15 protein-coding genes are annotated in these 14,276 nt (G+C 42.8%); 6 read left to right on the forward strand and 9 right to left on the reverse strand.

The features are described 5' to 3' along the window. The first annotated feature begins 178 nt into the window (after positions 1-178). Positions 179-1,399, forward strand: a complete 1,221-nt coding sequence (locus tag ACWYVB_RS00080; RefSeq protein ID WP_457527474.1) for an ammonium transporter — start codon at positions 179-181, stop codon at positions 1,397-1,399. A 32-nt stretch (positions 1,400-1,431) separates the two neighbouring features. Here ACWYVB_RS00080 and ACWYVB_RS00085 read toward each other — a convergent pair whose 3' ends face one another. Continuing rightward, positions 1,432-1,605 (reverse strand): hypothetical protein, encoded by a 174-nt coding sequence (locus ACWYVB_RS00085; protein ID WP_012841833.1) that lies wholly within the window; start codon positions 1,603-1,605, stop codon positions 1,432-1,434. 118 nt (positions 1,606-1,723) lie between these two features. Here ACWYVB_RS00085 and cobB point away from each other — a divergent pair, with 118 nt between their 5' ends. Then, positions 1,724-2,455, forward strand: coding sequence for a Sir2 family NAD+-dependent deacetylase (gene cobB / locus ACWYVB_RS00090; RefSeq protein WP_053807417.1), 732 nt, complete (start codon positions 1,724-1,726; stop codon positions 2,453-2,455). Positions 2,456-2,545: 90 nt separating this feature from the next. Here the strand turns inward: cobB and ACWYVB_RS00095 are convergent, their stop codons facing one another. The 5 genes from ACWYVB_RS00095 to potA form a co-directional block, all read right to left on the reverse strand. Next, positions 2,546-3,583 (reverse strand): extracellular solute-binding protein, encoded by a 1,038-nt coding sequence (locus ACWYVB_RS00095; RefSeq protein ID WP_005396470.1) that lies wholly within the window; start codon positions 3,581-3,583, stop codon positions 2,546-2,548. A 247-nt stretch (positions 3,584-3,830) separates the two neighbouring features. Continuing rightward, positions 3,831-4,862, reverse strand: a complete 1,032-nt coding sequence (locus ACWYVB_RS00100) for an extracellular solute-binding protein (protein WP_012841832.1) — start codon at positions 4,860-4,862, stop codon at positions 3,831-3,833. A gap of 106 nt (positions 4,863-4,968) precedes the next feature. Beyond that, positions 4,969-5,739 (reverse strand): spermidine/putrescine ABC transporter permease PotC, encoded by a 771-nt coding sequence (gene potC / locus ACWYVB_RS00105; RefSeq protein ID WP_457527477.1) that lies wholly within the window; start codon positions 5,737-5,739, stop codon positions 4,969-4,971. After that, complete coding sequence (gene potB, locus ACWYVB_RS00110; protein ID WP_012841831.1) at positions 5,739-6,599, reverse strand: spermidine/putrescine ABC transporter permease PotB; 861 nt, start codon at positions 6,597-6,599, stop codon at positions 5,739-5,741. The genes potC and potB overlap by 1 nt, the downstream gene beginning before the upstream one ends. Beyond that, the gene (gene potA, locus ACWYVB_RS00115; protein ID WP_005396475.1) at positions 6,580-7,695 is read right to left on the reverse strand and encodes a spermidine/putrescine ABC transporter ATP-binding protein PotA; all 1,116 of its coding nucleotides are present in this window, start codon (positions 7,693-7,695) and stop codon (positions 6,580-6,582) included. Before potA ends, potB begins: the two co-directional genes overlap by 20 nt. 401 nt (positions 7,696-8,096) lie before the next feature. Between potA and ACWYVB_RS00120 the strand changes: the two genes are divergently transcribed. The 4 genes from ACWYVB_RS00120 to ttcA all read left to right on the forward strand — a co-directional run bounded on the left by ACWYVB_RS00120 (position 8,097) and on the right by ttcA (position 11,492). Next, positions 8,097-8,894 carry a DUF2189 domain-containing protein gene (locus tag ACWYVB_RS00120; protein ID WP_012841829.1) on the forward strand — a complete coding sequence of 266 codons (798 nt, stop codon included), beginning with the start codon at positions 8,097-8,099 and terminating at the stop codon, positions 8,892-8,894. Further along, positions 8,887-9,723 (forward strand): glucosaminidase domain-containing protein, encoded by an 837-nt coding sequence (locus ACWYVB_RS00125; protein WP_031780554.1) that lies wholly within the window; start codon positions 8,887-8,889, stop codon positions 9,721-9,723. Before ACWYVB_RS00120 ends, ACWYVB_RS00125 begins: the two co-directional genes overlap by 8 nt. 13 nt (positions 9,724-9,736) lie before the next feature. Continuing rightward, the gene (locus ACWYVB_RS00130; protein WP_074190133.1) at positions 9,737-10,399 is read left to right on the forward strand and encodes a DUF2987 domain-containing protein; all 663 of its coding nucleotides are present in this window, start codon (positions 9,737-9,739) and stop codon (positions 10,397-10,399) included. A 199-nt stretch (positions 10,400-10,598) separates the two neighbouring features. Further along, entirely contained in the window at positions 10,599-11,492 is an 894-nt protein-coding gene (ttcA, locus tag ACWYVB_RS00135; protein WP_005377502.1) for a tRNA 2-thiocytidine(32) synthetase TtcA, read from the forward strand. A 137-nt stretch (positions 11,493-11,629) separates the two neighbouring features. On the opposite strand, the gene uspE is transcribed toward ttcA, so the two are convergent. The 3 genes from uspE to ACWYVB_RS00150 form a co-directional block, all read right to left on the reverse strand. Then, positions 11,630-12,577, reverse strand: a complete 948-nt coding sequence (gene uspE, locus ACWYVB_RS00140; RefSeq protein ID WP_053807422.1) for a universal stress protein UspE — start codon at positions 12,575-12,577, stop codon at positions 11,630-11,632. Between the two features lie 180 nt (positions 12,578-12,757). Next, entirely contained in the window at positions 12,758-13,504 is a 747-nt protein-coding gene (locus ACWYVB_RS00145; RefSeq protein ID WP_005377497.1) for an FNR family transcription factor, read from the reverse strand. Between the two features lie 90 nt (positions 13,505-13,594). Further along, a complete protein-coding gene (locus tag ACWYVB_RS00150; RefSeq protein ID WP_256952144.1) occupies positions 13,595-14,275 on the reverse strand; it encodes a sulfite exporter TauE/SafE family protein in 681 nt (226 codons plus the stop codon). Position 14,276 lies beyond the last annotated feature (1 nt).

The raw sequence follows: 14,276 nt of genomic DNA on the forward strand, positions 1-14,276 counted from the left end.
GCATAATTTTATTAAAGTTCATACAAAACAATAAATTAAAGTGTAAGTGTTAGAAATGTAAATTATGGAATGAGAATTGCTCTGTTAGACGCTCTATAAATTAAGTTCACCAAATTGGTGATGAGCCTAACTTTGATGCACAGGATAAGTGCGCTACAGATCAACGGAGACAATCATAATGAGTGTAACTGCCAATCAGGTACACGGCGCTGTACAAACTCTCACGCAAAGTTCCGACACACTTTTCTTACTACTTGGCGCAATCATGGTTTTTTTGATGCATGCTGGTTTTGCTTTTCTTGAAGTAGGAACCGTGCGCCAAAAGAACCAAGTTAATGCTTTAGTTAAAATCTTGGCCGATTTCGGGATTTCCGCCATTGCGTATTTTTTCATTGGATACTGGGTCGCTTATGGCGGCACCTTCTTTGCTGATGCAGAGACGTTATCTCAAGGCAATGGTTACGAGTTGGTGAAGTTCTTTTTCTTGCTGACCTTCGCTGCAGCGATTCCTGCTATTGTTTCTGGTGGTATCGCAGAGCGAGCTCGTTTTTATCCGATTCTAATCGCAACATTTTTCACTGTCGGCATCGTATACCCGTTATTTGAGGGAATGATCTGGAACGGAAACTTTGGTGTTCAAGCTTGGTTTGAAAATACATTTGGTTATGGCTTCCACGATTTTGCAGGTTCAGTCGTTGTACATGGTGTTGGCGGCTGGATAGCGCTGGTTGCCGTTGTGTTTTTGGGCATGAGAAAAGGCAGAGTTCGAGCAGGAAAGCATACCAACTTTGCACCTTCGAATATTCCGTTTTTGGCTTTGGGAGCTTGGATCTTATGTGTGGGGTGGTTTGGCTTCAACGTCATGTCAGCTCAAACCGTGTCAGGCATAAGTGGCTTGGTGGCTATGAACTCATTGATGGCAATGGTCGGAGGCATTGTCGCGTCATTGTTGGCTGGTAAGAATGACCCCGGCTTTATTCATAATGGCCCACTGGCTGGCTTGGTTGCTGTATGTGCGGGTTCAGACTTAATGCATCCTATCGGTGCTTTAGCGACAGGTGCGATTGCTGGCGTGCTATTTGTTTATCTTTTTACCTACCTACAAAACAAAACCAAGATTGATGATGTGCTAGGGGTTTGGCCTTTACACGGTTTATGTGGCGCTTGGGGTGGTATTGCTGCGGGGATCTTTGGTCAAAGCGCGTTGGGTGGGCTAGGTGGCGTGAGCATTATCGTTCAGCTTCTAGGAACGCTTTTGGGCATTTCTATCGCAGTGATTGGGGCGCTTGCAGTCTACGGCGCGATCAATGCCAGTATGGGACTAAGGCTTTCGGAAGAAGACGAATTCAATGGCGCTGACCTAGCCATTCATAAAATATCTTCTACCAACGAGGATTGAGGCCAATGTGGGAGCGGCGTAAAGCCGCTCTTTTAGCAATTGCCTTTTTTTGCTTGGCCAGGGGGACAGAAATCTCCATTACCACGATGGTTATCGTCATTGGTGCTGACTCTTACTTTTACGTCGTCCACTTCGCCTTCAACATTGGTTAGTTGGCAACCTGCTAAAGTCGTAAGTAATATAAGCGCTAGAGATACTTGTCTCATTGCTGTTCCTCTTAAATTGTAATTCTAATAGTGACCATTACGACCATGGTCTAATCCATATTACTACTGTTGCTATTCTTTCAGTGTTAAGCTAATGAAAAAACAGCAAGGATGAGTTATGAATTTCCCTTATAGAAATATTGTAGTACTTACTGGTGCAGGTATCTCGGCCGAATCTGGTATTCAAACATTTCGTGCGCAAGATGGCCTTTGGGAGAATCACCGTATTGAAGATGTAGCAACACCTGAAGGGTTTGCTCGCGATCCGGACCTTGTTCAAGATTTTTACAACCAACGCCGCAAGAAACTTCAAGACAATGCTATACAGCCTAATGCAGCGCATGAAGCATTGGGTCGTCTAGAAGCTGAGTTAGAAGGTAAAGTGACCGTCATCACTCAAAATATAGACAACCTTCACGAAAGAGGTGGCAGCCATAACGTCATTCACATGCACGGTGAGCTTTTAAAAGCGAGATGCAGTGAATCAAACCAGGTTATAGAACATAGTGAGGACATTAAGACTGGTGAGCTTTGTCACTGCTGTCAGATCCCTTCACAAATGCGACCACATATTGTTTGGTTTGGTGAAATGCCACTGCGAATGGGGGATATCTACGCGGCTTTAGAAGAAGCAGATTTATTTATTTCTATCGGAACTTCTGGCGTCGTATATCCCGCAGCAGGTTTTGTTCATGATGCAAAAATGCATGGCGCACATACCATTGAAATTAACCTCGAGCCTAGTGCGGTAGAAAGTGAATTTGAGGAAAAACGCTACGGAAAAGCAAGCGTCGAGGTTCCAAAATTAGTTGACGAGATACTGGCTCTAGAAGGAAAAGAAAGAGCGTAATAATTCTTACAGAGGAGAGCTTTTGTCTTGTCATTAAGAACAAAAAAAGCGGCTCATGAGCCGCTTTTTCATATCTTTAAAACTAGCGAATTAGTTGTTCACTTTTAGTTTTTGGAAGTACTCATCGTACATTACGCTCGCTTCGCCAACTTCATCTTGCCAAGTACCGCTGTCCATCACTTCTTGTGGTGGGAAGATGCTTGGATCGTTAGCAAATTCTTTCGGTAGCAGTTCATGTGCCGTTTTCACTGGAGTAGGGTAACCAATCTCTAGTGCGATCTTAGCTGCGTTTTCTGGGCGCAGTAAGAAGTCAATCATCTTATGAGCCGCATCAACGTTCTTCGCGCCAGCTGGAATTGCCAGGCTGTCCATCCAGAAGATCGTTCCTTTTTCTGGCCAGATGATGTCGATGTTCGCGCCTTCTTGACGAGCCATGTAAGCAGAACCATTCCAAAGCATACCAAGTGAAACTTCACCCGCTAGGTAAGGGTTTGCAGGAAAGTCTGAGTTAAATACTAATACGTTTGGCATTAGCTTTTTCAGTTCTTCGTAAGCGGCTTTGATTTCTTCTGGGTTAGTCGTGTTTGGTGAGTAACCAAGCTTAGTCAATGCAATGTGGAATACTTCGCGAGAATCATCCATCAACATTAGTTGACCTTCCCACTTGCTATCCCAAAAATCATCCCACTTAGTAACTGATGATTTGTCTAGCATGTCAGCATTGATACCAATACCTGTCGCACCCCAAATGTAAGGGATAGAGTAGTTGTTGTTCGGATCGAACGGCTTGTTAAGGAAGTTGGTATCAAGATCGGCAAAATGAGACAATTTCTCTTTGTCGATCTGTTGCAGCATGCTTTCTTTACGCATTTTAGAGACGAAATAGGTAGACGGTACTACCAAGTCGTAACCAGAACCTTGGGTTTTAAGTTTTGCGTACATACTCTCGTTAGATTCATATGTAGAGTAAATAACTTTGATTCCAGTTTCTTTTGTAAAGTCTTCAAGAACTTCGTTTGGAATGTATTCCGACCAGTTGTAGAAATATAGTTCTTGATCAGCAGCCATTGCAGGGGTAGCGATGAGCGTCGCTGCACATAGAGCGCTTGCGTAGAATTTACTTTTCATTTGTTTTCCGTTTTGTTTCGCGATTGGACAAGTCAATACTAGCTGGAGTTATCAAGTTGATCCAAATCGCAGTAAGCACAAATCTGTTTATTTAGCTCGAGGGCTGTATCTCCGCTTTGTGAGAAGATAAAACTAGACATCGAGCCAGATAAACCTAGCAACGCATAATTATATCAGTCAATTACAAAAATAGGCAGCGTATTGCTGCCTATTTTCTTTTAGTCGATGACTTGTTACACAAGCTCGATTACTGTCCCGCTTTCAGCTTTAAGAAGTAATCTTCGTACTTAACGGTTAGATCACCAACCGCATCTTGCCATTCCACTCGATCAAGATCTTCTTGAGAAGGAAATAGCGGTGCAACATCTTTAAACTTAGCGTTCGATTCCTCTACCGCTGTTAAGTAACCAGTATCACGTGAGATTTGCTCTGCGATTTCTGGACGTAGTAGGAAGTCGATCATCTTGTGAGCTGCTTCTACGTTCTTCGCACCGGAAGAGATAGCGAAGTTGTCAACCCAACCGATACCGCCTTCTTTAGGAAATACGAGTTTAAGGTTTAGGCCTTCATTTTGAGCAGCTGCAGCGCTGCCGTTCCAAAGCATACCAACGCCCACTTCACCAGACATGTAAGGTGCGCCTGGGTTGTCAGAGTTGAAAACTAGAACGTTTGGCATCAACTTTTGTAGCTCAGCGTACGCTTCATCGATTTGTTTAGGGTCTTTTGAGTTACCTGAATAGCCGAGTTTACGAAGTGCGATGTGGAAGACTTCACGAGTGTCGTCCATCAGCATTACTTGACCTTCAAGCTCAGGCTTCCATAGGTCTGCCCAGCTTTGGAAGTCGTTTGGATCGTACATATCTGCGTTAACCGCTAGACCTGTAATCGCAACAACGTGTGGAATAGAGTAGTCGTTATTTGGATCGTAAGGCTTGTCTAGATAGTTCTTATCTAGGTTGCCGAAGTTTTTCAGCTTAGTCTTATCGATCTTTTGTAGCATACCTTCATCGCGCATTTTTGCTACGAAGTACGTTGAAGGTACCACTAGATCATAACCTTGGTTATGAGTTTTTAGCTTTGCGTACAAAGTTTCATTCGACTCGTAAGTCGAGTAGATCACTTTGATACCAGTTTCTTTGGTAAATTGCTCTAGGATATTACTGTTGATGTAAGGCCCCCAGTTCATAAATACCAATTCTTTATCGTCCGCTGCTGCTGAACCTGAGAACAGAGAAAGCGCACATGCACTACCAGCTAATAGAGTAGCCCATTTTTTCATTGACGTTAGCTCCAAACCAAACGTTGTCCAAATCATTTTGGACGGTAGATAGAAAAACAGAATGGCATGTAACCATTCTGTTTCGTGATGTTAACGGATGTGGATTTTACTTTACTTTTTCTCTTGCGAGCAACTGAGAAATTACGACAAGAATTAAAGAAACCACCAACATGACCGTTGCAAGAGCATTCACTTCCGGTGAAATACCCACCTTAACCATCGAGTAAATTTTCAATGGTAGGATTTCATACGTTGGACCTGTTACGAACGAACTAATAATTACGTCGTCCAGAGACAGGGTAAAGCTAAGCAGCCAGCCTGCCGCAACTGCTGGTTTTGCAAGAGGAAGGATGATCTGCTTTAAGATAACCCATTCACTTGCACCAAGATCTTTTGCTGCTTCCAACATCTTCACATCGAAGCCATTTAAGCGGCTGTATACGGTTACCACCACAAATGGCAAACAGAAGGTGATGTGGGCAATCAATAGAGTAAAGAAGCCCAGCTGTGCGCCTAATACTAGGAACAGAGCAAGTAATGAAATCGCCATGACAATATCTGGAGACATCATTACGACAAACAGCATGCCGTTTACAGCACCTTTGCCTTTGAACGAGTAACGGAATAGGGCAACAGCTGTTAAGCTACCAATAATAGTAGCCGCTGTTGCAGAAAATACCGCCACGTTCAATGAGTGCCATGCAGCCTGCATTAGGCTGTCGTTGTTGACTAGGGTTTCATACCATTTTGTGGTGAAACCACCCCATTTCATACCAAATTTATTGGCGTTAAATGAATTTACGATTAGTACAACGATTGGTAGATACAAAAATGCATAAACCAACACCATAAAGCTAAATCTAACTGTGCGTCCCATTAGTCTAGCTCCACTTTCTTATTCAATAATTTTCCTGCTCGGTAGTAAGCGTAAAGCATGACCGCCATTGCGAAGGTGAGGGCGATACTGGTCGCAGCACCAAATGGCCAATCACGAGCGTTCAATACTTGGCTCTTAATTACGTTACCAATCAGTAGGTTCTTCGCACCGCCTAGAAGATCTGAGATGTAGAACATACCCAGCGCAGGTAGTAGAACCAACAAACAGCCACCGATAATGCCAGGCATTGTCAGAGGTAGAATTACTTTAGTAATGGTTTGGAGCTTGTTCGCACCGAGGTCTTTTGCTGCCTCGATGTAAGTGTTGTCCAACTTCTCGATTGCCGAGTAAAGCGGCAGAATCATGAAAGGAAGTAGGATGTATACAAGACCAATCATTACAGCCGTTTCGGTATACATAATACGCAACGGCTTGTCGATGATTTCCATTGCCATCAGCGACTTGTTCAAAATGCCCTGTGTACCGAGAACAATCTTCAGTCCGTAAGTTCGAATCAAAGAGTTCGTCCAAAATGGTACGATCACCAAAAACAGCATAAACGGACGCCATTTTTCAGGCATTTTCGCTACGATATAAGCAAACGGGTATCCAATGACTAAACACAACAACGTTGCCACAATTGCCATGTAGAACGAGTGCATCAGCACTTTCGCATACAGTGGGTCCAGCAGACGCAAGTAGTTGTCGAAAGTGAATGTCATTTCGATTAAGTTTGCTTCATCACGCGTTAAGAAACTGGTACCAATAATCATCACGTTTGGTACCAACACAAACAGTGTTAGCCAGCCTACGATTAAGGCAATGATCGCGTTCTGAAGATTAATCTTCTTGCTTATCATTGAGTACTACCTCCCAGCTCTCAACCCAAGTGATAGCGACTTTCTGGCCAAGTGAGTGGTCCACATCAGGATCATCTTCGTTAAAGAATTCGCTTACCATTACACGCATACCTGAATCCAATTGGATAACAGAATCTAACGTCATACCTTTATAAGTACGCTCAGTCACGTGACCTACAATGCCTTTTTCTTCAGACTCTTTGATTTCTTCGATACGTAAGTCTTCAGGGCGAAGTAGTACTTGTAGTTTGTCGCCTTTCTGTGCTTCCTTATCGTAGTAAACGACGGATTCAACACCTTCAATTTCTGCGCGGATGCGTTTGTCATCGATGCGCTCTAGCATGGTTGCATTGAATACGTTGATCTCACCAATAAAGCGAGCAACAAACAGGTTCTTAGGCTCTTCGTAAATCTCACGCGGAGAGCCATCTTGTTCGATAACGCCATCACGCATCACGATAATGCGGTCTGACATCGATAGGGCTTCTTCCTGATCGTGTGTTACAAAGATAAAGGTAATACCAAGTTGACGCTGAAGCTGCTTCAACTCGATCTGCATTTGTTTACGCAACTTGTAGTCCAGCGCCGATAGCGATTCATCGAGCAGAAGTACTTTTGGTTTATTAACAACTGCACGAGCAATTGCGATACGCTGTTGCTGGCCACCAGAAAGTTGGTGCGGTTTACGCTGTGCCATTTTTTCTAGACGAACCATGCGTAATGCTTCCATTACTCTTGGTTCAATCTCTGCTGCAGGCGTTTTCTGCATACGAAGACCAAAAGCGACATTGTCAAAAACGGTCATGTGTGGAAACAGTGCGTAGCTTTGAAATACCGTGTTGACGTGTCTCTGCTCAGCAGGAACCTGTGTTACATCTTGGTCATCCAAAATGATTTGACCGTTATCCGCCGCTTCAAAACCAGCGATCATTCGTAAAACTGTCGTTTTACCACAACCAGAAGGCCCAAGAATCGTCAGAAACTCACCATGATTAACATCCAGATTTAAATTACCGATGATTTCCTTACCATCGAAACTTTTACTAATACCAGATAAACGAATAACTGGCTTTCCTGCTTGCGGTTTTGCGTTCAACGTCTGTATTTCCCCCACGTTCAAGCTGGGATAATCCCAGCTGATGTGACACTAGCCATTCACTTTTGAGGCGCGCATCATAATCACCAAAATTGTGAAATTAAAGCATTTTCTTATCTTGAAACAGAAAAAATTTTGCAGGCAAAAGTCATCATTCCTTACCATACTGTTTTTATAAGATTAATTGGCATTTAAACACAGTTTGATAGCACTAAGCTCTGTTCAATAATTGTTTTCAATTTCATAACTTTGAGAGTGGTTAATTATCAACCATACAGTTGAGATTGCAAGGATAGTACGTGAGTTGTGATGTTAGATGTGGAAAGATTTCTTTATAATAACGGCCACATTAATTGACTGGAATTCCAGTGAAAATTTTACAAGTTAATCTTGGATAAACTATGAACGACGATTTTGAGAAAGATTTCAATCTTGGGGGGAGTGTAGAGCGAGCTTTGTCTGGCAACTACGAGCTTAAAGCTGGGGCTGTTTTCAATGAAGCTTGGCGAGCAACCATCCAGCACTTTTTATCCTTTTCTCCCGCTATTATTGTATTGCTTTTTGTCCAGTTAGGTATTTTCTATATCGCGTTACAACTACAGCTGGGTGATCTGACCGTTATTCTTGATGCATTTGAGAATCCAGAATCATTCACTAACGATATTGTGTCTTCTATTTATGTCGCGAACTTTAGTTATGAGGTGATCAGCGCCCCAATTTATGCAGGGATCAGCTTGATGGCCATGAGCCATATCGCGGGCCTAAAGACTAAGTTGCGCCATGTAGGCAAAGGGCTACAGTTTACTATTCCCGTGATCCTAGCAACGCTGATGAGCCTAATGCTGCAAGGCGTAGTTGGTATGATCTTCCCTCTACTGTCCCTGTATCTTTCTTTAGCGTTTAGTCACTCTATCTTATTGATTTGTGAAAAAAGAGTGCCACCAATGCAGGCGCTACTGTTATCACTTCGCGCTATTAACAAGAAGATTTTTGTCGTCGCAGGGCTTTACTTAGGCGTGATGTTGATGTTTATTGTCGCAGCGATGTTCTACGGTATTGGCTTGATTTTTGTGTTGCCATTCTTCTTTCATTTGAAAGGCATACTCTACCGCGAAATGTTTGGAATTAAGCTCAAGATCGTTGCAACACAGAAAAACGACAATGACCACGATGGTAACTCACAGGTGTTTGATGCCTAATTCTTTAAAATCAATAAGTTTACGAGTGGCGGCTACCTGTATAGCCGCCACTTTCATTTCTATTGGACCGTATTTACACTACGAGCAACAGTTTAAATATGTTGAGAATCCTGATGTGCTGTCCGGGACAATTAAGCATGTCGATTTGTCTCATTTGCCACACATTGGTGATATCCCTGACTTCAACGCAATAAAAGACACCAAAGAGAAAAAAGCGGCGTTTTTTGATTTTTTAAGGCCTAAAATAGCACTTGAGAATCAACGAATTCGCCATGAACGAGCGTTTCTTACTTCTTTAAAGGTGGGACAAATCACTCAAGAGCAAGAAGAGTACGCTCAGCGACTAGCGGCTCTGTATTCTTTGCCTTTGAGCGACAACAAAGTCGATCACGCGTGGTTGGGTGAAATGCTTGTGCGAGTGAATGTCTTACCAGAAGCGCTGGTTCTAACTCAAGCAGCAAATGAATCTGCGTGGGGCACTTCTCGTTTTGCCACTCAAGCTAACAACTTGTTCGGCCAATGGTGTTATAAAAAGGGTTGTGGAATTGTTCCTGCGCAACGTGGCGCAGGCAAAGCTCATGAAGTTGAAAAATTCGATTCTGTACAGCAGTCGGTTCATGGCTACTTTATGAATGTTAATCGAAACCCAGCGTATGCTGAACTACGTGAAATCAGAGCTTCTCTAGCCGAAAAGAACAAAGACCTGTTATCGGTCGCAACGGCGTCAGAGTTAACTCATGGATTGCTAGCATATTCTGAACGTGGCATTGCTTATGTACACGATCTTCGCGCTATGATTCGTCATAATAACGCCTACTGGACACAATAAAATAACGGATAAAATGAAAAAGTTAAGCCTAAGTCTATTGGGAAGTGCGGCGCTAATTCTTGTATCGCCAATAACCCAAGCTCAAGAGTACATGTTCACATACTCAAAGTTATACACCCAACTCAAAAACAACAATAAAGAAGGGCATGACGACGTGAAAGTTGGCGTCTTCTTTGTGGACGCAAAAACTAAGCAAATTTGTACAATAGAAAAAGCTTGGATGGAAAAAGAAGAGCACTATGAAGAGTTTGTTATCCCTGCTTCACAAGAGTTGCCTCTGCCAGTCGATAAAAACTTAAAGTCAGCGAATCCGTTGGTTTTTGTCGATACTCCAAAAGATACTCGCTGCGATTACTCACTTGTCGTGATGGCCAAAGAACCATTACAGGGTAACGTTTCTTACGAGCAACTTAAGCCTCTTCTACCTCAAATGCAGACGATGTTGGAAGATTTAGGCGGTATGTTTGCGGGTTGGTTTACACCTGAAGTTCAAGGTGTGACGATGGAGTTTGCAAATCAACTGAATGATAAAGTGATTTTCTCAAACGGAACCGAAAAGCCAATTGTCAATGGCAAGATACAAGTCGCACTAAGTGAAATAGGGCAAGGTGGCACAATGACACTACCAGAACCGACGATGCGAGTGCTACCTTATCTGCCTAACGCAAAGAAGTGAACACTGAGAGTTTAGAAAGGGCTGCAATTGCGGCTCTTTTTTCATTTGTGACCGTAACTAAAGTATCTTTCACACTCTTTTCTTAAAGACTCAATAAGACAAGCATTTAATCCTGCGTAAAAAGCTCGTATAATCCACGCCCCAAAGAAACCCATGTTAGGAAGTCCTAGTCGATTTATCGGCGATGTGAGAGCCCGCAATGAACCAAATAGATACAAGAAAAGAAACCCTAGAATTCAACAAGCTTCAGAAACGCCTGAGAAGACATGTTGGAAATGCCATTACTGATTACAACATGATTGAAGAAGGCGATGTTGTGATGGCATGTATTAGCGGTGGTAAAGATTCATTCGCGATGCTTGATATCCTGTTGAATCTTCAGAAAGCTGCGCCAATCAAATTTGAAGTGGTTGCGGTAAACCTAGACCAAAAACAACCGGGCTTCCCTGAGCACATTCTGCCAGAGTATTTCGAAACACTGAATATCCCTTACTATATTGTCGATAAGGACACTTATTCCGTCGTAAAAGAGAAGGTGCCAGAAGGCAAAACCACTTGTGGTCTGTGTTCGCGCCTGCGACGTGGTACGCTGTACTCATTTGCAGAGAAGATTGGTGCAACTAAGCTTGCGCTAGGTCATCACATGGATGACATTGTCGAAACAATGTTCTTGAATATGTTCCACGGCTCTCGCCTTAAAGCGATGCCACCAAAACTACGCTCTGATGATGGTCGTAACGTGGTAATTCGTCCATTAACTTACTGTCGTGAAAAAGATCTGATCAAATACGCTGAACACAAGGATTTCCCAATTATTCCGTGTAACCTTTGTGGCTCTCAAGAGAACCTTCAGCGTCAATCTATAAAAGCAATGTTGATTGAATGGGATAAGAAGACGCCAGGGCGTGTGGAAGCGATTTTTAAATCAATTCAAAACGTAAGCCCAAGCCAACTAGCAGACCGCGAATTGTTCGACTTTGTTAACTTACCGCTAGATCGCGAAGGTAACCGCGAAGAGTATGAATTTAATGAGGCTGTCGTTTCTTCGACGAATATTGATGAATCAATGTTCATCGATGTTACGAACATCTAACTCGTAAAAAGGAGGTCAATTAGACCTCCTTTTTTGTATTCAACGCTTTAACTGTCCCCAAACAAAAATCCCCCTTTATTAGGGGGATCTATTAGCGTCTGTTTGAAAGCGCTCAATATAGCAATGCTAAAGAGAGATTAGGTTGCTGTATTTGGATCGAGAGGGCTAATGTAGCCTTTTGGTTTTAGAGCCAATACATCGCAATTTATTTTATCGATCACGTGCTCAGCTGTATTACCAATAAAGACAGCAGAAAGCCCGGTTCGCCCTGTGGTGCCTAAAATAACCATTGCAGCATTCAAGCGCTCTGCTGCTGCTGGAATGACATCTTCAGGTAAGCCTTGCTCAACAATCGTTTGCTCTTCATCAAGGCCGTGTTTTTGGCGTAATGCTTTCATCGCAGTTAAGTGATGACCTCGAACGGCATCGGTATAAGTCGTTGGATCAAACTCAGGAAGTTCAATGGTAATGTTCGCCGGTGTAACGGGATACGCATTAACAAGGTATGGTTTGGCATCCAGTCGGGTGGTGACTTCTTTTAGTCGCTCGACCATGGCATCGTTGAGATCAATATGAGTTGGATTTTCAGAGCCTACGTGCACCGAGGCAAGAATGCTTGCTTGTTCTGGCCAATCTGCATTTTTAATCAGAAGTACTGGGATAGGGCATTTACGTAACAAGTGCCAATCGGTCGGAGTGAAAATCACAGATTCTAACACGTCGTGCTTACGTGTGCCTTTAATGACTAGGTCATGGCTGCCTGCATAGACCTCAGCGATAATTGCTTCGTAAGGACGGTTGTGCCAGACGACACATACATCAAAGTCGAAGCCATCGTTTAGATAAGGTTGAGCAATTTTACGCATCCACTGCTCACGTTGATGGATAACACCTCGACGCATAGCATCTCTTTCATCCACTGATAGCATTGACGTCATGTCATAAGAGAAATCGTAAATGGATAAAAAGAAAGTGATTCGGCTTCTAGATACACTTTTTTGAGCTAATTGAACAGCTCTTGCAAGTGCGGGCTGCTCATCATTATTGATGTCAGCTACAACAAGGATCTTACTGTATATACTCATAACTAAGCCCACTTCTATTGCAAAACCAGATACTGAATATAAATTAAATCAGTATTTTGGAGTACTTACCGTACATTTTTACTGTAGCTTAGTTTGGGTAACTTTTTGAGGACTTTCGAAAGGAATTTATGAGAAATATGATGTAGCTCATTTTCGAGCTACATCAATAATTGGGGTGTATTATTCTTTAGTTACACCAGCAAGTTCCATCAATGCATCGTGGTCTAAGATAGTGATATATTTACCTTTTACACTTAGGATCTCGGATTTCTGGAAACGACCCAACAAGCGACTGATTGTTTCCACTGTAAGACCAAGATAGTTACCAATATCACCACGAGTCATCGTTAAACGAAACTCTCTAGGGCTGAAGCCACGTTGAGAAAAACGAGTTGATAGGTTGTATAGGAAAGCCGCTAGACGTTCTTCTGCATTCTTTTTAGAAAGAAGCAAAATCATTTCCTGATCACCTTTAATTTCGTTACTCATCAAACGCATAATTTGCTGGCGAAGCTTAGGCATTTTACCTGATAGGTCGTCTAAAATTTCGTATGGGATTTCACATACCATCGACGTTTCAAGCGCTTGAGCAAAGCTAGGGTGGGAGTCACCTGTAATGGCATCGAAACCAACTAGGTCTCCGGCCAAGTGAAACGCTGTGATTTGCTCATCACCTTGCTCTGTGATCGTATAGCTCTTGATGGTACCAGAGCGGATAGCGTACAGAGATTTTAGCTCGTCACCAGCCTTAAAAAGCTCTTGTCCTTTTTGGATAGGCTTCTTACGTTCGATGATTTGGTCAAGCTGATCAAGTTCTGCCTCATTCAGAGTGAACGGGATACACAGCTGACTAATGCTACAATCTTGGCAATGAATGGCGCAACCGCCTGATTGGATACGCTTTGTTGCAGGTTTTTCAGAAATCATAACAACCTTTCACTATTTGATATACATCAATATTTTAGCATCGCTTAATCCTAAAGGGTAGCAAAAATGTCACCTCAATAGAGTTTAACGTTATATGAAACCGAGTAACTCCATGGCTCCTACAGCAGTGTACGAACCATACCCAATAAGGATTAATGCTGAAATATTTCTAAATATTAACGATTTTTGTAATTTCTGAAAATGGTTGGCACCATATCCAATAATCAGCATTGCCGGAAGTGTTCCGAGGCCAAACGCGAGCATAATAAGGCCACCGTTTATTGCGCTGCCTGAAACCGCCGACCAAGTTAGCGCAGAATAAACCAAGCCGCATGGTAACCAGCCCCAAATGAAGCCAAATGGTAAAGCATGAAGAGGGTGCTTTAATGGCAACAAACGCTTACCAGCAGGTGAGATAAAGCGCCAAATGTGCTGTCCTAACTTTTCTATTAACAGTAAACCTTGCCACCATCTAGCAATATAAAGCGCAACCAGAATCATGAACAGTGCAGCAATCAGCCTTAACCAAGCAAGAGAATGCGTTAATCCACTTAGCTCAGATAAACCTGATATAGCCCCACCCACCAATGCACCTATTAAGACATAACTGATCAATCGTCCGAGGTTATAGAAGAGAGGGATAAGAGGGGTACTTTTATTTTTAGTAGAAGAGCCCATGGTAAGCAGAGACGCGATACCACCACACATTCCCATGCAATGACCGGCCCCGACGAGGCCGATCATCAAAGCACCAATAAAGTCAGGAGTCATA

The sequence above is a fragment of the Vibrio sp. JZG10 genome (assembly GCF_054064075.1).